The sequence below is a fragment of the Hoeflea ulvae genome (assembly GCF_026619435.1).
Classification (GTDB): domain Bacteria; phylum Pseudomonadota; class Alphaproteobacteria; order Rhizobiales; family Rhizobiaceae; genus Hoeflea; species Hoeflea ulvae.
The window spans coordinates 4186441-4205885 of sequence record NZ_JAOVZQ010000001.1 but is presented as its reverse complement, the minus strand read 5'-3'; the positions used below and the strand labels follow the sequence as shown (position 1 = coordinate 4205885).

22 protein-coding genes and 1 pseudogene are annotated in these 19445 nt (G+C 61.7%); 5 read left to right on the top strand and 18 right to left on the bottom strand.

The window, feature by feature from the left end; all coding sequences use genetic code 11:
* Window positions 1-10: 10 nt before the first annotated feature.
* The 6 genes from OEG82_RS20075 to OEG82_RS20050 are packed head-to-tail and all read right to left on the bottom strand — an operon-like array spanning window position 11 to window position 4587.
* Complete coding sequence (locus tag OEG82_RS20075) at window positions 11-976, bottom strand: ABC transporter substrate-binding protein (protein WP_267614129.1); 966 nt, start codon at window positions 974-976, stop codon at window positions 11-13.
* 34 nt (window positions 977-1010) lie between these two features.
* The gene (locus OEG82_RS20070; RefSeq protein ID WP_267614128.1) at window positions 1011-2117 is read right to left on the bottom strand and encodes an ABC transporter permease; all 1107 of its coding nucleotides are present in this window, start codon (window positions 2115-2117) and stop codon (window positions 1011-1013) included.
* The gene (locus OEG82_RS20065; RefSeq protein ID WP_267614127.1) at window positions 2114-3001 is read right to left on the bottom strand and encodes an ABC transporter permease; all 888 of its coding nucleotides are present in this window, start codon (window positions 2999-3001) and stop codon (window positions 2114-2116) included. Before OEG82_RS20065 ends, OEG82_RS20070 begins: the two co-directional genes overlap by 4 nt.
* Complete coding sequence (locus tag OEG82_RS20060; protein WP_267614126.1) at window positions 2998-3333, bottom strand: hypothetical protein; 336 nt, start codon at window positions 3331-3333, stop codon at window positions 2998-3000. Before OEG82_RS20060 ends, OEG82_RS20065 begins: the two co-directional genes overlap by 4 nt.
* The gene (locus OEG82_RS20055; RefSeq protein ID WP_267614125.1) at window positions 3330-3812 is read right to left on the bottom strand and encodes a GNAT family N-acetyltransferase; all 483 of its coding nucleotides are present in this window, start codon (window positions 3810-3812) and stop codon (window positions 3330-3332) included. Before OEG82_RS20055 ends, OEG82_RS20060 begins: the two co-directional genes overlap by 4 nt.
* Complete coding sequence (locus tag OEG82_RS20050) at window positions 3805-4587, bottom strand: ABC transporter ATP-binding protein (protein WP_267614124.1); 783 nt, start codon at window positions 4585-4587, stop codon at window positions 3805-3807. The genes OEG82_RS20055 and OEG82_RS20050 overlap by 8 nt, the downstream gene beginning before the upstream one ends.
* 86 nt (window positions 4588-4673) lie before the next feature.
* Here OEG82_RS20050 and OEG82_RS20045 point away from each other — a divergent pair, with 86 nt between their 5' ends.
* Window positions 4674-4895 (top strand): hypothetical protein, encoded by a 222-nt coding sequence (locus tag OEG82_RS20045; RefSeq protein ID WP_267614123.1) that lies wholly within the window; start codon window positions 4674-4676, stop codon window positions 4893-4895.
* Between the two features lie 38 nt (window positions 4896-4933).
* Here the strand turns inward: OEG82_RS20045 and OEG82_RS20040 are convergent, their stop codons facing one another.
* From OEG82_RS20040 to aptA, 8 genes and pseudogenes are all read right to left on the bottom strand, one after another.
* Window positions 4934-5320, bottom strand: coding sequence for a hypothetical protein (locus tag OEG82_RS20040; RefSeq protein WP_267614122.1), 387 nt, complete (start codon window positions 5318-5320; stop codon window positions 4934-4936).
* A gap of 5 nt (window positions 5321-5325) precedes the next feature.
* A complete protein-coding gene (hydA, locus tag OEG82_RS20035) occupies window positions 5326-6783 on the bottom strand; it encodes a dihydropyrimidinase (protein WP_267614121.1) in 1458 nt (485 codons plus the stop codon).
* Between the two features lie 60 nt (window positions 6784-6843).
* A complete protein-coding gene (locus OEG82_RS20030; protein ID WP_267614120.1) occupies window positions 6844-7317 on the bottom strand; it encodes an endonuclease domain-containing protein in 474 nt (157 codons plus the stop codon).
* 83 nt (window positions 7318-7400) lie between these two features.
* Window positions 7401-8162: a class II aldolase/adducin family protein gene (locus OEG82_RS20025; protein ID WP_267614119.1), complete on the bottom strand. Its 762-nt coding sequence runs from the start codon at window positions 8160-8162 to the stop codon at window positions 7401-7403.
* A gap of 75 nt (window positions 8163-8237) precedes the next feature.
* Complete coding sequence (locus tag OEG82_RS20020; RefSeq protein ID WP_267614118.1) at window positions 8238-8606, bottom strand: endonuclease domain-containing protein; 369 nt, start codon at window positions 8604-8606, stop codon at window positions 8238-8240.
* Window positions 8607-8674: 68 nt separating this feature from the next.
* A pseudogene (locus tag OEG82_RS20015) lies at window positions 8675-9926 on the bottom strand (Zn-dependent hydrolase).
* Window positions 9927-10194: 268 nt separating this feature from the next.
* Complete coding sequence (locus tag OEG82_RS20010; RefSeq protein ID WP_267614117.1) at window positions 10195-11685, bottom strand: CoA-acylating methylmalonate-semialdehyde dehydrogenase; 1491 nt, start codon at window positions 11683-11685, stop codon at window positions 10195-10197.
* Between the two features lie 2 nt (window positions 11686-11687).
* Complete coding sequence (aptA, locus tag OEG82_RS20005; RefSeq protein WP_267614116.1) at window positions 11688-13016, bottom strand: omega-aminotransferase AptA; 1329 nt, start codon at window positions 13014-13016, stop codon at window positions 11688-11690.
* A gap of 189 nt (window positions 13017-13205) precedes the next feature.
* On the opposite strand from aptA, the gene OEG82_RS20000 reads away from it, so the two are divergent.
* Complete coding sequence (locus OEG82_RS20000; protein WP_267614115.1) at window positions 13206-13904, top strand: TetR family transcriptional regulator C-terminal domain-containing protein; 699 nt, start codon at window positions 13206-13208, stop codon at window positions 13902-13904.
* 15 nt (window positions 13905-13919) lie between these two features.
* On the opposite strand, the gene OEG82_RS19995 is transcribed toward OEG82_RS20000, so the two are convergent.
* On the bottom strand, window positions 13920-14678 hold the full coding sequence (locus tag OEG82_RS19995) for an SDR family oxidoreductase (RefSeq protein WP_267614114.1): 759 nt from the start codon (window positions 14676-14678) through the stop codon (window positions 13920-13922).
* Between the two features lie 164 nt (window positions 14679-14842).
* On the opposite strand from OEG82_RS19995, the gene arsC reads away from it, so the two are divergent.
* Together arsC and arsH are read left to right on the top strand one after the other, a co-directional pair.
* The gene (gene arsC / locus OEG82_RS19990) at window positions 14843-15247 is read left to right on the top strand and encodes an arsenate reductase (glutaredoxin) (RefSeq protein ID WP_267614113.1); all 405 of its coding nucleotides are present in this window, start codon (window positions 14843-14845) and stop codon (window positions 15245-15247) included.
* Window positions 15244-15960: an arsenical resistance protein ArsH gene (gene arsH / locus OEG82_RS19985; RefSeq protein ID WP_267614112.1), complete on the top strand. Its 717-nt coding sequence runs from the start codon at window positions 15244-15246 to the stop codon at window positions 15958-15960. Before arsC ends, arsH begins: the two co-directional genes overlap by 4 nt.
* A 12-nt stretch (window positions 15961-15972) precedes the next feature.
* Here the strand turns inward: arsH and OEG82_RS19980 are convergent, their stop codons facing one another.
* Window positions 15973-16509 carry a peroxiredoxin-like family protein gene (locus OEG82_RS19980; RefSeq protein WP_267614111.1) on the bottom strand — a complete coding sequence of 179 codons (537 nt, stop codon included), beginning with the start codon at window positions 16507-16509 and terminating at the stop codon, window positions 15973-15975.
* 88 nt (window positions 16510-16597) lie between these two features.
* Between OEG82_RS19980 and OEG82_RS19975 the strand changes: the two genes are divergently transcribed.
* Window positions 16598-17371, top strand: a complete 774-nt coding sequence (locus tag OEG82_RS19975; RefSeq protein WP_267614110.1) for a helix-turn-helix transcriptional regulator — start codon at window positions 16598-16600, stop codon at window positions 17369-17371.
* A gap of 4 nt (window positions 17372-17375) precedes the next feature.
* Here the strand turns inward: OEG82_RS19975 and OEG82_RS19970 are convergent, their stop codons facing one another.
* Both OEG82_RS19970 and preA read right to left on the bottom strand, forming a co-directional pair.
* Window positions 17376-17972 carry a DUF2799 domain-containing protein gene (locus tag OEG82_RS19970; protein ID WP_267614109.1) on the bottom strand — a complete coding sequence of 199 codons (597 nt, stop codon included), beginning with the start codon at window positions 17970-17972 and terminating at the stop codon, window positions 17376-17378.
* A 159-nt stretch (window positions 17973-18131) separates the two neighbouring features.
* Window positions 18132-19442, bottom strand: a complete 1311-nt coding sequence (gene preA, locus OEG82_RS19965; protein ID WP_267614108.1) for an NAD-dependent dihydropyrimidine dehydrogenase subunit PreA — start codon at window positions 19440-19442, stop codon at window positions 18132-18134.
* Between the last annotated feature and the right edge of the window lie 3 nt (window positions 19443-19445).

The following is a 19445-nucleotide window of genomic DNA, read 5'->3' as shown; positions in this document are numbered from 1 at the left end:
AAAGGGTTGATTACATCTTGTCGGTGATGTCCGAAGTCCAGGCGCCTTCCGGCTCCTTGGTGATGATGCCCTGGTCGAGCAGCGCCTTGGCGGTACGCTCATAGGCTTCCGGGATCAGCTTGGCGTCCGGCGTGTCAATCAGCTTGGCCACTTCACCCATCATGCGGACCTGGTGGTTTTCATCCTGACCGCCATTGTCCATGACGATGCCGGCTGCCTCTTCAGGATTGGCGATGGCGTATTCCCAGCCCTTCATCGAGGCCTCGACGAACTTGACCATCTTTTCGGCGAAAGCCGGATCGGCAAGATCGTCTTCCATTGCATAAAGGCCGTCCTCGAGCAGATCGTTGCCCATGGCGGAGTAGTTGAAGACGATGAGGTCTTCGGCCTTGTAGCCGGCGTCGATGAGCTGCCAGTACTCGTTATAGGTCATGACCGAGATGCAGTCGGCCTGTTTCTGGATCAGCGGCTGCACGTCAAAGCTCTGCTTGAGCACGGTGACGCCGTCTTCGCCGCCTTCAGTCGACAGGCCAAGCTTGTTCATCCAGGCAAAGAACGGATATTCATTGCCGTAGAACCAGACGCCGAGCGTGTGGCCCTTGAAGTCTTCCTCGGTCTGGACCGGGCCGTCGGCCGGGCAGACAAGCTGCATGCCGGCCTTCTTGTAAGGCTGGGCGATGTTGACCAGGCCCACGCCCTTTTCGCGGGCTGCGAGCGCGCCGCCCATCCAGTCGACGATGACGTCGGCGCCACCACCGGCAATCACCTGTTCCGGCGCGATGTCGGGGCCGCCCGGCTTGATTTCGACATCAAGGCCGGCTTCGTCGTAAAAGCCCTTCTCCTTGGCGACGAAATAGCCGGCGAATTGGGCCTGTGCGACCCATTTGAGTTGCAGCGTCACCTTGTCGGCAGCGCTCGCGGCACCTGCCATCAGTGTCATGGTGAGTGCCAGTGTCAGTCCGAGTGTTTTTTTCATTTTTGGTTCCTCTCTGGTTGCGGCTCAGGGCTATCTATCTGCGATAGCTCGGATGCCAGAATGTGACGGCGCGCTCAAGAAGTGCAAGTGCCCCGTAAAACAAAGACCCGACAATGGCGGCCATGGCGATTTCCGCCCAGACCATGTCGAGATTCATCCGACCCACTTCGGTCGAAATGCGAAAGCCCATGCCGACAATCGGCGTGCCGAAAAACTCGGCCACGATGGCGCCGATCAGCGCCAGCGTCGAGTTGATCTTGAGGGCATTGAAGATGAAAGGCATTGCGGCCTGAAGCCGCAGTTTGAGCAGAACCTGCCAGTGGGTGGCGCCATAGGTGCGCATCAGGTCGCGCTCCATCTCGCTGGTGGCCGTCAGCCCTGCCAGCGTGTTCACCAGCATCGGGAAGAAGGTCATGACGATGACGACCGCGGCCTTGGACTGCCAGTCGAAGCCGAACCAGATCACCATGATTGGCGCGATGCCGATCATCGGCAGGGCCGAGACCATGTTGCCGATCGGCAGCAGGCCGCTGGCCAGAAAGCGGAAGCGGTCGGCGAGGATGGCGACGAGGAATCCGGTGAGCGACCCCACGACATAGCCAAACAGCACCGCCTTGAGCACGGTCTGCTTGAAATCGGCCGCCAGGATCGAGGTCGAGGTTGTGATCCTGAGCCCGATGGCCGAGGGCGGCGGCAGCAGCACGAAGGGCACGCCGGCGCCGCGGACGATGCATTCCCACAGGATGACCACCCAGATGCCGAACAGGGCAGGCACGATGAGTGTCGAGCCACGGCCTTCGCTGCCGCGGCTGCCATCGCCCGACAGCACGGTGACCAGTCGCCAGCCGAGAAGCCAGGCGGCAATCAGGGCCGCGAAGTAGCCCGCCGTTGCCGTGCCGAAGGCATCGGTGAGGCCTGCGATCAGCAGTGCTGCCGCGCCAAAGCTCGAGAGCGTCAGAACCGCGGTCTGGACCGCAAAGCTCAGCTGCAGCATCGAGACAAGCGCGCCGGCAAGAAGGATCGCCACCACCGTGAGCGAAGAGGCGGCGCTCATGCTCTCGGTAAAGGGCAGGGCGGTGAGGCTGTAGAGGCTTGCCAGCAGCGACATCAGCGCCTGCCAGTTGGGACGGAACACGCTCATTGGGCTTTTGCTCCCATGCGGGTGTTGACGAAACGGCCGACGACATCAACTGCGGTCACCAGCAAAATGGCGACAATCGAGCCGGCGATCAGCGCGGCAAAGATATCGACGGTCTGGCTGTAATAGGAGCCGGCCAGAAGTTTCGAGCCGATGCCGGCCACAGCCCCGGTGGGCAGTTCGCCGACGATGGCGCCGATCAGGCTGGCGGCAATCGCCACTTTCATCGAGGTGAAGAAGAACGGCACCGAGGCCGGGATCCTGAGCTTCCACAGGGTCTGCATCTTGCTGGCCGAATAGGTCCGCATCAGGTCGAGATGCAGCACATCAGGCGAGCGCAGCCCCTTGACCATGCCGACGGCCACGGGGAAGAACGACAGATAGGTGGAGATCAGCGCCTTCGGCAAGAGCCCGGTAATGCCGATGGCCGAGAGCAGCACGATGATCATCGGCGCAATGGCCAGAATGGGAATCGTCTGCGAGGCGATGATCCAGGGCAGGAAGGAGCGGTCGAGCGCCGGAATGTGGACAATGCCGATGGCGATCGCCACGCCGAGTGCGGTGCCCATGGCAAAACCCGACAGCGTTGCCGACAGCGTCACCCAGGAGTGATAGACCAGGCTGCGCTTCGACCATGGCTTGACCGTAAAGGTGTTCTTCCAGAGGTTTTCCGCCACCTGATGCGGCGCCGGCATGGTCGGCTTCGGCTGGCTCATGGTTTTCATCAGGAATTCGATGTTTGAGCGGGTCTCGCCGGCGCGCCGGTCGAAATCGCGCTGGAACGGCGCGTTCATCGAATAGGCGGCAAAATACCAGATCACCAGCATCAGCAGCAGGATGGAGCCCACCGGGACCAGCCGGTCGTGAATGAAACTACGCTCGGTCATCCCTGTCTCCCTTGCGGCCAGACGATCATGGTCACGGCGACGATGCCCAGCGTGATGCCGCCGATCTGCATGGTCGACGGGCGTTCACCGAAAATCAGCAGCCCGATCAAATTGATCAGCACCAGTTGCAGCACGGCCGACAGCGACATGGCGACGGCGAGACCGCTTTCACGCATCACCCGCACCATCATCAGATTGCCGGCGGTGTAGAGCCCGATGGCCAAAACCAGCAGCCAGACCGAGGGCCGGTCGACATAGACCCGCAGACTGCTTGCCGCGGCCATGAAAATCACCATGACCGCCGCCAGCCAGATCATCAGCGAGGGGCTCATTGCGCGCCTCCGGGCCAGCGCAACCACAATGTCGGGATGCCCTCTTCGGTGGTGTCGTCGCGACGGGCGGGGTCTTCGTGAAAGCCTTCGCGCTCATAAAAGCGCAAGGCGTCGGTATTGCGCTCGAACACGGTGAGCTCGAGGCCGGAGGGGTGTGCGGCCTTGGCCGCATCCAGCAGCATCCTGCCCACACCCTTGCCGCGCGCGGAAGGCCGCAGATAGAGCGCGGGCACGAAGCCGTCGTCGCTCATAGACAGATAGCCGAGAATGTCGCCATGGTCTTCGACCACAAACATGGTGCGGCTTTCGAGAAGCGAGGGAACGAACAGCGCTTCGACCGCGGCATGGTCGGTGGTCCGCGGCAGCCACCCGGTGGCGTCGATATAATCATTGATGATGGTCGCGCAGACCGGCAGGTCGGCGATAGTGGCCTGGCGCAGCACCGGTGCGCCTGCCGGGGATTGCTGCGCGCTATTCATCGTAGTTGTGTCCGGCTTTGAGGCCCTCACGGACCTGGTGGGCGATTTTCAGGAATGCGCTGGTTTCGCGGATGTCGAGCGACCGGTCGCTGCCCAGTTCGCTGCAGTCGATGATCTCGTGAATGCGGCCCGGCCGCGGGCTCATCACCACGATCTTGGTCGACAGGAACACGGCCTCGGGAATCGAATGGGTGACGAAGACCACGGTCTTTTTCGTCTTGGCCCAGAGTTTCAGCAGTTGCTCATTCAGATGATCGCGAACGATCTCGTCAAGCGCGCCAAAAGGTTCGTCCATCAGCAACATGGCCGGCTCGACCGCCAGCGCGCGGGCGATGGATGCGCGCTGCTGCATGCCGCCGGAGAGCTGCCAGGGGAATTTCTTCTCGAAGCCGACCAGATTGACCAGTTCCAGATTGCTGGCGATGCGGCTCGCGCGGGTTGCCTTGTCGAGCCCCATCACTTCAAGCGGCAGCGCGACATTGTCCTCGATGGTGCGCCAGGGCAACAGCGCTGACTGCTGAAACACATAGCCATAGGCGCGGGCGAGGCGGGCCTGTTCGGGTGTCAAGCCATTGACCGACACGGTGCCGCCGGTGGGCTTTTCCAGATCGGCGATAACGCGCAACAATGTGGTCTTGCCGCAGCCGGAGGGTCCGATCAGCGAGACGAATTCGCCCTCGGCGATGTCGAGCGATATGTCCTTGAGGGCATGGACAGGACCATCATTGGTTTCGAAGGTGAGATCGAGGTTTCGGGCGGAAATGACTGTGCTCATTGCGAGCTCCACGAGTATCGGTCTATCATAAATTTGTTGTCACCAATTGAGGCAAGGCCTGTTCTGGAAAAAATGGAGAAGAAATCATGGCGAAGAAAGCTCATCAATGCAGCGTTCCTACGGTAACACTTCAGTTCACCGGCGATAAAGCCAGGCAGCTTGCCGATCACTTCTGGATTGACTGGCTTGATGGAGGTCTTGATCAGACTTGGGAAGGAAACGTTGCGCTTCAGGGCATCACCGATGCAATCGAGTATGACTGGGACCCCGACACTCGCACGATCATCATCCGCGCCGACGACAGCTGATTCTGGAAACACCTTCTGCAGACCCCGTTTGCTGTTGCTCACTGACATCGGCTGACCGTGAATTCGAACCCGTCTCCGCCCTGCATTGTGAACTGGAGCGCGGCCGGATCGTCGTGACCCGGCCTGACTAGATAGGTCGAGACCCATTCCTCACCTTCTCCCGAGCAGAGAGCGGTGACAACCGCGCGCCCGTGGGAAGCGGACAGGACCTGAAGGAAATTACAGCCCGATTCATGAAATTCTACATTCTGCGGGCTGACGATGATCTTGCTGTCGCTCATGGATGCCTGTTCGGGGTCGAATGCGCAGCCTTCGCTGTTTCCGTATTTGCCATCAATCGGCAGCATGTCGGCTGATGCCTGTGAGGCCATGAGGCCAAGGAGGCACGCGGCGCCCGGCAAGTGGTTGATGGCCTGTCGGTTCATGATCCTCACACCCCGCTCGCCGGAATGCCTGAACGCTCGACCTTGCGCGGGGAAGAGACTTCCTTCCAGGTCGACAATGCCTTGTTGGTCGGCGTCACCGGTTCGCGCTTGACGAATTCGCCATGGCCTTCCTGCGGCTTGACTTCGCCATCGTCAACGGCGACGCGACCGCGGGTCAGCGTGTAGCGCGGCAGGCCCTTGACCTGTTTGCCCTCAAACACATTGTAGTCGATCGCCGACTGCTGGGTGCTGGCCGAAATGGTCTTGGATTTCTCCGGATCCCAGACCACCAGATCGGCATCGGCGCCAACCAGCACCGCGCCCTTTTTCGGGTAGCAGTTGAGGATCTTGGCGATGTTGGTCGAGGTGACGGCGACAAACTCGTTCATGGTCAGCCGGCCGGTGGCGACACCATGGGTCCACAGCATCGGCATGCGGTCTTCGAGACCACCGGTGCCGTTGGGAATCTTTGTGAAATCGCCGACGCCGAAGCGCTTCTGTTCGGTGGAAAAGGCGCAATGGTCGGTGGCGACCACCTGCAGTGAGCCGGCCGACAGCCCGGCCCAAAGCGAATCCTGATGCATCTTGTTGCGGAATGGCGGGCTCATCACCCGGCGCGCCGCATGGTCCCAGTCGGGGTTGGCATATTCGCTCTCGTCCAGAGTGAGATGCTGGATCAGCGGCTCGCCCCAGACCCGCATGCCCTTCTGGCGGGCGCGGCGGATGGCCTCGTGGCTCTGCTCGCAGGATGTGTGCACCACGTATAGCGGGGTGCCGGCCATGTCGGCGATCATGATGGCGCGGTTGGTGGCTTCGCCCTCGACTTCCGCCGGACGGGAGTAGGCGTGCGCCTCGGGGCCGTTGTTGCCCTCGGCCAGCAATTTCTGCTGCAACTGCGCCACCACGTCGCCGTTTTCGGCGTGGACCATTGCGATGCCACCTAATTCGCCAACGCGGCTGAAGGAGGAATACATCTCGTCATCATCCACCATCAGCGCGCCCTTGTAGGCCATGAAGTGCTTGAAGGTGGTGATGCCCTTGTCCTTGACCACGGTTTCCATCTCATTAAACACCTGCTCTCCCCACCAGGTGATCGCCATGTGGAAGGAGTAGTCGCAATGGGCGCGGGTCGACTTGTTGTCCCACATCGTCAGCGCTTCGAGCAGCGACTGGCCCGGTGCGGGCAGGGCGAAATCGATCACCATGGTGGTGCCGCCAGCCAGAGCCGCGCGGGTGCCGCTTTCGAAATCATCTGTCGAATAGGTGCCCATGAACGGCATTTCGAGATGGGTGTGCGGATCAATGCCGCCGGGCATGACGTAGCAGCCGGTGGCATCGAGTGACTTTTCGCCGACCAGGTTGGGGCCGATGGCGGTGATGACGCCGCCCTCAATCAGCACGTCCGCCTTGTAGGTCAGATCGGCGGTGACGATGGTTCCGTTCTTGATGACAGTGGTGCTCATGATGGTGTTCCCGTGCTTATTCTTTTTGCGGTCAATTCCCCTCCCCCTTGAGGGGAGGGGCTAGGGGTGTTCTGTTTCCTCTCCCCGCCGGGGAGAGGGATAGGAAGGCACTGCGAAGCGGAGCTGAGCAGATGCCTGAGTTGGGTGAGGGGGCTTCAAGCGCCCTTCAAGTGCGGCAAGTATGGTTTCCAGAACGGCAGCCCGCTCAAACGCAACCTCATCATTCCAGAACCGCAAGACGCTGTAGCCATTTTGTGTGAGCCACGCTGTGCGCCGCGCGTCCTTGGCTTCCTCAAGTGCGTGTTGGCTGTCATCGAGTTCGATGATCAGCTTGCTGTTGCGGCAGCAGAAATCGCAGATATAGGGACCAATCCGCACCTGACGATTGAAGCGAAACCCGTTGAGTTGACGATTGCGAAGTTCGAACCAGAGCAGATGCTCGGCGTCGGTCGGCTGTTTGCGCATCTGGCGCGCCAGTGCTCTGGTCGCGGGTTCAGGTTTTGTGGCGAAGACCCCCTCACCCGGTCGCCGCAAGGCGGCGCCCGACCTCTCCCCGGGGGGAGAGGAACCTGGTGGCCAGCCCTGTGCGTTCTCTCAATCATGTTTCGGTTTCGTTTTCACTCCGCATAACCCGGGTTTTCCCGGTCAAGCACCTGTTTCATTTCCTCGAAATGCGAGAACTCGGCGTCCTTGTAGACATCCCATTCCTGGGCAACGGATTCGGCCAGTTCGTCATTCATGACGTTGAGCGGCTGGCCGGTCGAATAGGCCAGCACCATGGTCCGCGCCGCGCGCTCGAGATGGTACATGGCGTCAAAGGCTTCGGCGACGGTCGGGGCCACGGTGGTGACGCCGTGATTGGCCATCATGACGCTCGAATGATTGCCGATGGTGGCGGCGATGCGCTCGCCCTCGGCTTCTTCCGAGGCGATGCCGCCGAAACTCATGTCCATCGCCAGCCGGTTGAAGAACCGTGCCGTGACCTGGTCGATCGGCTTGATCGAGGGATCCTTCAGGCCGGCAAGGGTGGTGGCGTAGGGAGGGTGCAGATGCAGCGCCACACGGGCATGCGGCACGCGGCGGTGAATGGCGGAATGGATCGACCAGGCTGACGGGTCGGGCGCATCCGGGCGCTTCATGGTGTCGGGGTCATCGGCGTCGACCAGCAGCAATTCGCTGGCCTTGGCGCGAGAGAAATGTTTCCAGCGCGGATTGACGAGAAATTTCCTGCCGTCGGGTGAGACGGCGGCGGAGAAATGGTTGGCGACACCCTCATGCCAGTCGTAATAGGCCGCCAGTCTGAGAGCTGCTGCAAGATCTATGCGAAGTTGGCTATCGTCACTGCTCTCAAGTGGCAGGACTTTGGCTGATGTGGTCATGTTGTTACCTCGGTCTGCCGTTGGACTGTCCCCCTCCCCCTGGAGGGGAGGGGTTAGGGGTGGGGGGCGCGACAATCATATCATCAGCCCCAATTCATGCAGAATTTTCTCAATGCAGGCGTCAAAGGACTCTGCAAGTTCCCCGGTGTTGAAGCGGACGACGCGATAACCGGCTTCAGCCAGCCACGCATCACGTTTTCTGTCTCGCGCGATTCCCGGCCCAGTGAAGTGATGCTCTCCATCAACCTCGATGATCAGCCTGGCGGAGTGGATGGCGAAATCCGCTACATAAGGGCCTACCGGTGTCTGCCGGCGAACGTGAATTCCGTAGAGTTTTTTGAATTCTCTGAGATCGCGCCAGAGACGTTTTTCACCATCAGTCATGCTGTGGCGAAGCTTTCGCGCCCGTGCCAGAGCTCCGGGTGAATTCAAGCTTGGTGACACAATTGGCCCCCCACCCTCGATCCCTCCCCTCCAGGGGGAGGGAGGACTGCTCGGCGCGTCTGGCACCATCATTTCACCACCCCGGCGGTTTCCACCACTGCATGCATGAGCACATCGCAGCCGGCACCAGCCCATTCCTTCGTAATGTCCTCGGCCTCGTTGTGGGAGAGCCCGTCAACACAGGGGCACATGACCATGGCGGTCGGCGCCACGCGGTTGATCCAGCAGGCATCGTGACCGGCGCCGGAGATGATGTCCATATGCGAATAGCCGAGCCGTTCGGCGGCGTCACGGACGGCCTTGACGCACGTCTTGTCGAATTCCGGAGGATCGAACTGGCCGACGATCTCTGCCTCGAAGCCGACGCCGAGTGCGTCGCAGAGTTTCGGCGCTTCCGCCATCAGCCGGTCGACCATGCCGTTCAATGTATCGATTTCATGGCTGCGGAAGTCGATGGTGAAGACCGCCTTGCCGGGGATGATGTTGCGCGAATTGGGATAGATGTCGATGTGGCCGATGGCGCCCACCGCTTTGGGGGCGTTGTCCATGGCGATCTGGTGCACCAGTTCGGTGATCTGGGCAAGGCCGCGGCCGGCATTCTTGCGCATCGGCATCGGGGTCGAGCCGGTGTGGCTTTCCTTGCCGGTGACGGTGCACTGGATCCAGCGCAGGCCCTGGCCGTGGGTGACAACGCCGATGTCCTTGCCTTGCGCCTCGAGGATCGGGCCCTGCTCGATATGCAGCTCGAACAGCGCATGCATCTTGCGGCTACCTACTTCCTCGTCGCCCTTCCAGCCGATGCGGACCAGCTCGTCGCCAAAACGCTTGCCCTTGGCGTCTTCCCGGTCATAGGCCCAGTCCTGCTCATGCACACCGGCAAAGACGCCGGAGGCGAGCATGGCAGGGGCAAAGCGGGTGCCTTCCTCGTTGGTCCAGTTGACCACCACGATCGGGTGTTTGGTCTTGATGTCGAGATCATTGAGCGTGCGGACCAGTTCGAGGCCTGCCAGCACGCCGAGAACACCGTCATATTTGCCACCGGTGGGCTGGGTGTCGAGATGGGAGCCGACATAGACCGGCAGGGCATCGGGATCGGTGCCGGGCCGGGTCATGAACATGTTGCCCATGGTGTCGACGCCCATGGTCATGCCGGCGTCCTCGCACCAGCGCTGGAACAGCTTGCGGCCTTCGCCGTCTTCATCGGTCAGGGTCTGGCGGTTGTTGCCGCCGGCAATGCCGGGCCCGATCCTGGCCATGTCCATGAGCGAGATCCCAGAGCCTGTCGGCGTTGATGCGAAGATTGGCTGCGGGTGCGGACATGGTCGTCTCCTTAGTTGAATATCATACCGATTATCCGCCCAACCCCATACAAAATAGCAGCAGTGATTCCCTGCGTTATCAGAATGAAAGTGAGGGTTTTTAGTATACCGGTTCGTTGGATATCTGCGATCACAGCATGGGATCGAGTTAGGTAATAGATACAAGCTCCGATTAGCGTCCCCAGGCCGATGGTCCAAAGCCACGGCCAGCTTGCGAAGCCTCCGTAAGCCAAAACAACCGCCCAAGGGATGCCAATTATCTCCATGGGTCAGCTCGGAAAATTGAACACGGCGCCGGACTTGATGCCGTTGGGCCAGCGCGAAGTGATGGTTTTCAGGCGGGTGTAAAAGCGCACGCCCTCCGGGCCATAAATCGAGTGATCGCCGAACAGGGAACGCTTCCAGCCGCCGAAGGAATGATAGGCCACCGGAACCGGGATCGGCACGTTGATGCCGACCATGCCGACCTCGATGGAATCGGAGAAGGCGCGGGCTGCGTCACCATCGCGGGTGAAGATCGCGGTGCCGTTGCCATATTCATGGTCATTGATCATCTTGACGGCGTCGTCGAAGGTTCCGGCACGGACCACCGAGAGCACCGGTCCGAAGATTTCTTCCTTGTAGATGGTCATGTCGGTGGTGACGCGGTCAAACAGCGTGCCGCCAACGAAGTAGCCGTTCTCGTAGCCCTGCAGCGAGAAACCACGGCCATCGACGACCAGTTCCGCGCCTTGGCTGACGCCCTGGTCGATGTAACCGAGCACCTTTTCCTGGTGCTGCTTCGTGACCACCGGACCCATTTCAGCGGCCTCGTCGGTGGCCGGGCCGATCTTCAGCGCCTCGACGCGCGGCTTGAGCTTGGCGACCAGCGCATCGGCGGTCTTTTCGCCCACCGGAACGGCAACAGAGATTGCCATGCAGCGTTCGCCGGCCGAGCCGTAGCCCGCGCCCATCAGCGCGTCGGCGGCCTGGTCCATGTCGGCGTCGGGCATGATCACCATGTGGTTCTTGGCGCCGCCAAGCGCCTGCACGCGCTTGCCGTTGGCAGTGCCGCGCGAATAGACATATTCGGCAATCGGGGTGGACCCGACAAAGCTGATTGCCTTGACGTCGGGGTGATCGAGCAGGGTGTCGACGGCGAGCTTGTCGCCGTGGACGACATTCAAGATCCCATCGGGGAATCCGGCTTCCTGGAACAATTTCCAGGCCAGCATCGGTGCGGACGGATCGCGCTCGGATGGCTTGAGGATGAAGGTGTTGCCGCAGGCAATCGCCATCGGATACATCCACATCGGCACCATGGCCGGGAAGTTGAACGGAGTGATGCCGGCGACAACGCCGAGCGGCTGGCGGTCGGCGATGGAGTCGATGCCGGGGCCGACATTGCGGGAAAAGTCGCCCTTGAGCAGATTGGGAATGCCGCAGGCGAATTCGACCACCTCGATGCCGCGGGTGACTTCACCCAGCGCATCATCATGGGTCTTGCCGTGTTCGCGCGAAATCTCGCGGGCGATGTCGCCGGCATGGCGGTCGAGCAGTTCCTTGAACTTGAACATATAGCGGGCGCGCTTGAGAGGCGGCATGTTGCCCCAGGCCGGCTGCGCCGCCTTGGCGGAGGCCACGGCCGCGTTGATTTCCTCAACCGTCGACAGCGGCAGCTCGGCGATCTGTTCGCCGGTGGCCGGGTTGAACACCGGAGAACGGCGGTCCGACGCGGAAATTGTCAGTTTGCCATCAATGGCGTTCTCAATGATCTGCATGGTCAGGCAATCCCTTCGAGGACTTTACGCAGTTTTTCAAACAATTCGTCGATCTGATCCTTCGAGATGATCAGCGGCGGCGACAGCGCAATGATGTCGCCGGTGGTTCGGATCAGCAAGCCGTCATCATAGGCCTTGAGGAAGGCCGAGAAGGCGCGTTTGGTCGGCTCGCCGGCAATAGGGTCGAGCTCGATGGCGCCGATCAGGCCGGTGTTGCGGATGTCGATGACGTGCGGGCAATCCTTCAGTGAATGCAGCTGCTCTTCCCAGTAGGGCGAGATTTCGGCGGCGCGGGTCAGCAGGCCTTCTTCCTTGTAGGTGTCGAGCGTGGCGAGGGCTGCGGCCGAGGCTATCGGGTTGCCGGAATAGGTGTAGCCGTGGAAGAACTCGATCAGGTGCTCGGGGCCCTGCATGAAGGCGTCGTGGATCTCCGAGGTCACGAAGACTGCACCCATCGGGATGACGCCATTGGTCAGTCCCTTGGCGGATGTGATCATGTCCGGCATGACATCGTAATGCTGGGCGGCAAAAGGCGAGCCAAGGCGGCCAAAGCCGGTGATGACCTCATCGAAGATCAGCAGGATGCCGTGCACGGTGCAGATCTCGCGCAGTTTCTTGAGATAGCCCTTGGGCGGGATCAGCACGCCGGTGGAGCCGGCGACCGGCTCGACGATGACAGCGGCGATGGTCGAGGCGTCATGCAGCGTGACGATGCGCTCGAGCTCGCTCGCCAGGTCGCCGCCATGCTCGGGCTGGCCCTTGGTGAAGGCATTCTGCGCGGGCAGATGGGTGTGCGGCATATGATCGACGCCGGTCAGCAGCGTGCCGAACATCTTGCGGTTGGAGACGATGCCGCCAACGGAAATGCCGCCGAAATTGACGCCATGATAGCCGCGCTCGCGGCCGATCAGCCGGGTGCGGGATCCGTGACCCTTCGCGCGCTGATAGGCGAGCGCAACCTTCAGCGCGGTTTCGACCGATTCCGACCCGGAATTGGTGAACAGTACATGGTTCATGCCCTCGGGCGCGATGTCGACCAGCCGGTTGGCGAGCTCGAAGGCCTTGGGGTGTCCCATCTGGAAGGCCGGTGCATAATCCAGCTCGCCGGCCTGCTGCGCGATCGCCTCGGTGATCTTCGGACGGCAATGGCCGGCGTTGACGCACCACAGGCCCGCGGTGCCGTCGAGGATCTGGCGACCATCGGAAGACGTGAAATGCATGTCCTTGGCGCCGACCAGCATGCGCGGGTTCTGCTTGAACTGGCGGTTGGCGGTAAACGGCATCCAGAACGCACGCAGGTCGTTGGGAGTGGTGTTGAGCCGGTTTGACAATGCTGGCGCGCCTCCTGACGCATGGGTTCCCGTTGATTCAGTCAGGTGCCGTTTTGGAAGGCTTTGTTTCCGCTCACAGGCTGTGTTACGAAATCTTGACTGTTTGATAAAACTCTAACAGGGACAACCATGTGGTCAAGGCCAATTCGGCGTTGTCCGTGACAGCATCAACGGGGTGAATGAAGCCGGATGAGCGAAGGCAGAACAGCGCAGGGCCAGAAGGCACGGGCCACCGAAACCCAGCGCAAGACGCGCATTCAGATGGAGAACGAGGCCCGCATCCTCGATGCGGCGCTCGAGGAGTTTTCCGCGCACGGATTTCGTGGGGCGACCATCGACCGGATCGCCGATCATGCAGGCATGTCCAAACCCAATCTGCTGTATTATTTCCGCCGCAAGCAGGACATGTACGAGGCGCTGATCGCCCGCCTGCTCGACACCTGGCTGGAGCCGCTGCGCGAACTTGACGCGGTGGGCGACCCGCTGCCGGAATTGCAGTCCTATATTCGCCGCAAGCTCGAAATGGCGCGCGACTTTCCCCGCGAAAGCCGGTTGTTCGCCAATGAAATCCTGCAGGGCGCGCCGCGTATCAAGCGTCTGCTGGAAAGCGAACTCAAGCCGCTGGTCGATGAAAAGGCCGACATCCTGCGCGGCTGGATGAAATCCGGGCAGATCAATCCGGTCGATCCGCTGCACCTGATCTTCTCGATCTGGTCAACCACCCAGCATTATGCCGATTTTGACGCCCAGGTCCGGGTCATCCTCGGGCCCGACCGTGGCGCGGAAGGCCGTTTCGAGGACGCCGCGCGCTATCTCGAGACGCTGTTTCTCGATGGTTTGCGGCCGCAGTCCTCAGGCGGCGAGAGCCCGCGCATCCGCCGCCTGTAGCCATTTGGCCGCGGCTTAGCTGATCAGTCCGACCGCGCGGCGGGCTTCTTCGGTCTTGAGCGAGAAATCATCGCCGTCATAGCTGCGTGCCGCATCGGTGGTGAGCCAGGCGATGGCTTCGCCGACCCAGTCGGGCGAGATGTGCATCGACCAGTCCATCTGGCTGACCGCATTGACGCCGGAATCCCTGATCGAGCGCTGCATGTCGGTGGCCACGGTTCCCGGCGACAGGCCGACGACGCGGATATTGTCGGCGGCGCATTCCGCATGGGCGCATCTGGTCAACGACAAGACGCCCGCCTTGGTGGCGCAGTAATGGCTCCAGCCTTCGAGCGCGCCCGTGGCAGCCCCTGAGGAGATGTTGATGATGACGCCGCCGCCGCGCTTTTTCATCACCGGGATGGCGGCGCGCAGGCCATGATAGACGCCCTTGAAATTGATGTCGACAACCTGGTCCCAGGCTTCCGGATCAGAGTCCTCGATGCGGGCGATGGGATCGATGACGCCGGCATTGTTGACCAGGAAATCCAGGCCGCCAAAGCTGTCGACGGCCAGTTTGACCGCATTTTCGACGTCGATATATTGGGCCACGTCGCAGGTCACCGCGATTGCCTTGTCGCCGATCTCGGCGGCGATCCGGGCGGTGTCGCGGGTGGAGCGCGCTGCCAGAACGACATTGGCGCCGTATCCGGCCAGAATGCGGCTGGCTGCCTCGCCGATGCCGCGGCTGGCGCCGGTGATCAGGGCTGTCTTGCCGGTCAAGTCAATGCTCATTGAAGTCTCCCTTGTGGTTGCCGCCTTTGTGCAATTGATCGCGTCTGCAATCAAGGCGGAGATGCCGGGACGGGCCTGGCATATTAATCAAGATGTCTTGATATGTTGTCTGCCCTGGGCTAAGCGGGTGCCACGTCGAACGCCAGCAAGATCGGAAAACCTGCATGAGCATTGTCATCCACCACAATCCCGGTTGCGGCACATCCCGCAATGTTCTCGAGATCATCCGGGCCTTTGCCGGGGAGCCGGTCGTTGTCGAATATCTTCAAACCGGCTGGACCCGGCCGCAATTGCAGGGGCTGTTTGCTGCAGCAGGCCTGACCCCGCGCAGCGCGCTTCGGGTGTCGAAATCGCCTGCCGAGGAGCTAGGTCTGACCGATCCCGCTGTTAGCGATGAGGCGATCCTTGACGCGATGCTCGAGCATCCGGTGCTGGTCAACCGGCCGATTGTCTGCACGCCAAAGGGCGTGGCGCTGTGCCGGCCTTCGGAAGCTGTCTTCGCGCTGCTCGATGTGGCGCCGGGCACCACCCATACCAAGGAAGACGGAGAGGTGATCACCGCGCCATGACCGATGAAATGCCCAATATCGACCGCGCCAGCCTGCACCTGCCTGAGACCGGGAAACTGGTCTTGCCCGGCGAGCCGGATCACAAGCCGCGCGTGCTGATGCTCTGCGGATCATTGCGCACCCGGTCCTATTCGCGGTTTCTGACCCAGGAGGCCAAACGCGTGCTTGAGGCGCTGGGCGCCGAGGTCAGGATCTATGACCCGGCCGGCCTGCCGCTGGTGTCCGATGATGCGGAAAGCCACCCCAAGGTCACTGAATTGCGCGAGCTGTCGCTCTGGTCTGAAGCCCATGTCTGGTGTTCGCCCGAACGTCACGGCGCCATGACCGGCGTGATGAAGACCCAGATCGACTGGCTTCCCCTGGCACCGATCGGCGGGGTGCGCCCGACCCAGGGACGGACGCTGGCGCTGATGCAGGTCTGCGGCGGATCACAGAGCTTCAACACGCTCAACCAGATGCGGATTCTGGGCCGCTGGATGCGGATGATCACCATCCCCAACCAGTCATCGGTTCCCAAGGCCTTTGCGGAGTTTGACGAGAGCGGCCGCATGCAGCCATCACCGTATTACAACCGCATGGTCGATGTCATGGAAGAGCTGATGAAGTTCACGCTGCTCACCCGGGGGCGGGCGGAATATCTGGTCGATCGCTACTCGGAGCGGGTGGAGAGCGCCGAAGCGCTCTCCCTGCGGGTCAATCAGCGCTCGATCTAGCGCTGGTTTGCCTCATACGGCGCCGGTGTATTCGCCGCGGGCCGGGTAATCGTTCTTGATGGCGAAATCGAGCGCGCCGACCAGTTCGGAAAAATGCGGGCGGACGAAGGGCATGGTCTGGACCGAGCCGTAGAACAGCGTCTGCTGCGGCGTCACCATGAACAGGCCGGGTTCGGAGAACAAGGCTGGCTCCTCGATGCCGATCGAGGTGGTGCCGCGCGATGTCGAGATATAGAGACCCCATTCGCGGGCCTTGGCCAGCGGCAGGTCATAGCCGAAGCGCAGGGTGTCGGCGCCGATCTTCTCGGCCATCTGGCGTGTCCGGTCTTCGCCGTCGGAACTGATGGCGATGGTTGCCACGCCGCGTTCGGCGAAATCGGCGACCCGCTTTTGAAACTCGGTAAGGTAATTGGCGCAGATCGGGCAGTGCAGGCCACGGTAAAAGCAGATGATGGTTCCGCGTTCCGACGCATCGGAAGTCAGGTCGAAAGCGCCGTGATCGAGGGTCGGCACATTGAGATCGGGTGTTTTCTGGCGTGGCATCAGCATTGGAAGAACCTTTCAGGATCGGGATTGCATAGCCAACATACAGGTTTTATAGTCTGTAAAAGCCAAACAATCCGACAGGAACACCGATATGCGGTCTTTTGATCGACTGACAACGCTGATGGAACGGTTCAGCCTGCAGGTCAGGCCCTCGCGGCCGGAGACGGCGACGCTGGTGGTTGTGGCCGATGCGGATGGCGCCCCGGGGCATGTCTGGTTCGGCACGGCCGGGGTCGGGTCGGGGTTTGCGAGCACTGATCTGCTGTTTTGCGCAGAGGTCGATTGGGGCGGCAGCGCCAATCCGCTGCTGGCGGCCTTGCCTGACAGGATCGGCTTCGACCTTTCCCACGACAGCGAGGCTGCGAGCCTGGTCAGCCTGATGCGTTCGGAACTGGCGGCGGCGCGATGCGGTTCCGCATCGGTGATCAACCGGCTTGGGGAGGTGCTGATCGTACGTCTGCTGCGCGCCCAGATCGAGGCCGGTTCGACCGAGCCCGGACTGCTTGCCGGCCTGTCCGATCCGCGGCTCAGCCGCGCCATTGTTGCCATTCATGACGGTCCCGGACGGCCCTGGCGAAACGAGGATCTGGCAGGCATTGCCGGTCTGTCGCTGAGCCGGTTTTCTGAAACATTTTTGGCTGTGGTGGGCGAGACGCCGGCGGCCTATCTGCGCAGGTGGCGGCTCATCCTGGCGCGGCAGGATCTGCTCAAGGGCGACCGTGTCGACGCGGTGGCGCGGCGCTATGGCTATGATTCCGCCGAAGGCTTTGCCCGCGCGTTCAAACGCTGCTACGGCCTTAACCCGGTTTCGCTGCGCACCCGTCCGTCAGCAACGTTGTCCCGCACAGAGGTTCCGGCCTTGTGACGCTCTACCCGCGCGCCGCATAGCTGTAGCGGAGGTCCTCCATGTCTTCATTGATGCGGCGCAGATCGGACTGCAACCGGCCGATATCGCGCTCCAGATCGCGGATCTTCCAGCGGTTGTCGTCGATCCGGCGTTCGATGGTGCGCCGGTCTTCCTTGCGGTCGCGGATCAGGTCCTCGTCGGCGCGAATGTCGCGTTCGATGGCGCTGATGCGCGATTCCAGCGTGCTGATCTCGCTTCGCTTGCGATGCTGGAGACGCCCGAGATCATAGCCCTCGCGGAAACCCGGTTCGAGATCGAGCGGGCAGACATTGGCGTAGGTCTTTCCCTGGCTGCCGACGCTCAGACCATTGAGCGGCGTGCAATAGCGCGGCAGGCCCTTCTGATAGCCCTGATACCACAGCGTCTGGTCAGCGGCGACGCCGGCCTTGGTGCAGGCCTTGACGTGCCCGGCAAAACGATCCTGCGGATTGTAACCGGCAGCGCCGTCTTGTTCGCCGACCACGCGCCAGTCGGCAACAGCACATTCTTCCTTCGACATCGTCTGGCACGATGTCAGAACCAGGCAGGCAAGCAATATCAAGGCTGTGTGAAGTCTCATTGTGCCCCCCGGCCAATCCATTTGAATTGGCCGGAAGATATCAACCGGGGGCAGGGGAGGCAAGCAAGACCCCAGGATCCAGATCCCGGGTACCAGGCCCCGACATGCGAAAGGCCCCGCTCGGCAAAAGCGGGGCCCTTGTCCTGAGAAGTCCGGTGCCTATTCCGCGGCTTGCTTCGCCATCGGATTGTTGGGATGGGTGGTCCAGTTGGCGTAATCATGGTCGATCGGCCGACCGGTGCGCGGATCCGAGCCTTCGGTCATCTCGATCATGGTGATGCAGTCATCGACCGGGCAGACATTGACGCAGAGATTGCAGCCGACGCATTCGTCGTCCATCACCTCGAAATGCCGCACGCCATCGACCATGGCGGTAATCGCCTGGTGCGAGGTGTCCTCGCAGGCGATGTGGCAGCGGCCGCATTTGATGCACAGATCCTGATCGATCCGGGCCTTGGTGATGTAGTTGAGATTGAGATATTGCCAGTCGGTGACGTTGGGCACGGCGCGCCCCTGGAAGTCGGCCAGCGTGGCGTAGCCCTTCTCGTCCATCCAGTCGGACAGGCCTTGCGTCATTTCCTCGACGATCTTGAACCCGTAGGTCATCGCCGCGGTGCAGACCTGAACCGTGCCGCAGCCCAGCGCAATATATTCCGCCGCGTCGCGCCAGGTCTGGATCCCGCCAATGCCGGAGATCGGCAGCCCACGGGTCTCGGCATCGCGGGCGATTTCGGCGACCATGTTGAGCGCGATCGGCTTGACAGCCGGGCCGCAATAACCGCCATGCGAGCCCTTGCCGTCAATCGTCGGCACTGGCGCGAAATTGTCGAGATCGACCGAGACGATGGATGAGATGGTGTTGATCAGCGAGACCGCATCGGCGCCGCCGGCCTTGGCAGCGCGTGCCGGATAGCGGATGTCGGTGATGTTCGGCGTCAGCTTCACGATCACCGGCATGCTGGAATAGTGCTTGCACCATTCGGCCACCATCTGGATATATTCCGGCACCTGGCCGACCGCAGCGCCCATGCCGCGCTCGCTCATGCCGTGCGGGCAGCCGAAATTGAGCTCGATGCCGTCGGCACCTGTGGCCTCGACACGCGGCAGGATCGCCTTCCAGCTTTGCTCCTCGCAGGGCACCATGATCGAGACGATCATCGCCCGGTCGGGCCAGCGCCGCTTGACCTCGGCAATCTCGCGCAGGTTGATTTCGAGGTCGCGGTCGGTGATCAGCTCGATATTGTTGAGACCGAGCAACCGGCGGTCAGGGCCCCAGATGGCGCCATAGCGCGGTCCGTTGACATTGACGACCGGCGGGCCGGCCTCGCCAAGGGTTTTCCAGACCACGCCGCCCCAGCCGGCCTCGAAGGCGCGCTCGACATTGTAGGCCTTGTCGGTCGGCGGCGCGGATGCGAGCCAGAAGGGATTGGGTGATTTGATACCGAGAAAATTGGTGGAAAGGTCAGCCATGAT

Excerpts from the sequence above, each read along its gene's own strand:
- OEG82_RS20075 (WP_267614129.1), bottom strand. The coding sequence starts at position 976 with ATGAAAAAAACACTCGGACTGACACTGGCACTCACCATGACACTGATG.
- OEG82_RS20070 (WP_267614128.1), bottom strand. The coding sequence starts at position 2,117 with ATGAGCGTGTTCCGTCCCAACTGGCAGGCGCTGATGTCGCTGCTGGCA.
- OEG82_RS20065 (WP_267614127.1), bottom strand. The coding sequence starts at position 3,001 with ATGACCGAGCGTAGTTTCATTCACGACCGGCTGGTCCCGGTGGGCTCC.
- OEG82_RS20060 (WP_267614126.1), bottom strand. The coding sequence starts at position 3,333 with ATGAGCCCCTCGCTGATGATCTGGCTGGCGGCGGTCATGGTGATTTTC.
- OEG82_RS20055 (WP_267614125.1), bottom strand. The coding sequence starts at position 3,812 with ATGAATAGCGCGCAGCAATCCCCGGCAGGCGCACCGGTGCTGCGCCAG.
- OEG82_RS20050 (WP_267614124.1), bottom strand. The coding sequence starts at position 4,587 with ATGAGCACAGTCATTTCCGCCCGAAACCTCGATCTCACCTTCGAAACC.
- OEG82_RS20045 (WP_267614123.1), top strand. The coding sequence starts at position 4,674 with ATGGCGAAGAAAGCTCATCAATGCAGCGTTCCTACGGTAACACTTCAG.
- OEG82_RS20040 (WP_267614122.1), bottom strand. The coding sequence starts at position 5,320 with ATGAACCGACAGGCCATCAACCACTTGCCGGGCGCCGCGTGCCTCCTT.
- hydA (WP_267614121.1), bottom strand. The coding sequence starts at position 6,783 with ATGAGCACCACTGTCATCAAGAACGGAACCATCGTCACCGCCGATCTG.
- OEG82_RS20025 (WP_267614119.1), bottom strand. The coding sequence starts at position 8,162 with ATGACCACATCAGCCAAAGTCCTGCCACTTGAGAGCAGTGACGATAGC.
- OEG82_RS20010 (WP_267614117.1), bottom strand. The coding sequence starts at position 11,685 with ATGCAGATCATTGAGAACGCCATTGATGGCAAACTGACAATTTCCGCG.
- OEG82_RS20000 (WP_267614115.1), top strand. The coding sequence starts at position 13,206 with ATGAGCGAAGGCAGAACAGCGCAGGGCCAGAAGGCACGGGCCACCGAA.
- OEG82_RS19995 (WP_267614114.1), bottom strand. The coding sequence starts at position 14,678 with ATGAGCATTGACTTGACCGGCAAGACAGCCCTGATCACCGGCGCCAGC.
- arsC (WP_267614113.1), top strand. The coding sequence starts at position 14,843 with ATGAGCATTGTCATCCACCACAATCCCGGTTGCGGCACATCCCGCAAT.
- arsH (WP_267614112.1), top strand. The coding sequence starts at position 15,244 with ATGACCGATGAAATGCCCAATATCGACCGCGCCAGCCTGCACCTGCCT.
- OEG82_RS19980 (WP_267614111.1), bottom strand. The coding sequence starts at position 16,509 with ATGCTGATGCCACGCCAGAAAACACCCGATCTCAATGTGCCGACCCTC.
- OEG82_RS19975 (WP_267614110.1), top strand. The coding sequence starts at position 16,598 with ATGCGGTCTTTTGATCGACTGACAACGCTGATGGAACGGTTCAGCCTG.
- OEG82_RS19970 (WP_267614109.1), bottom strand. The coding sequence starts at position 17,972 with ATGAGACTTCACACAGCCTTGATATTGCTTGCCTGCCTGGTTCTGACA.
- preA (WP_267614108.1), bottom strand. The coding sequence starts at position 19,442 with ATGGCTGACCTTTCCACCAATTTTCTCGGTATCAAATCACCCAATCCC.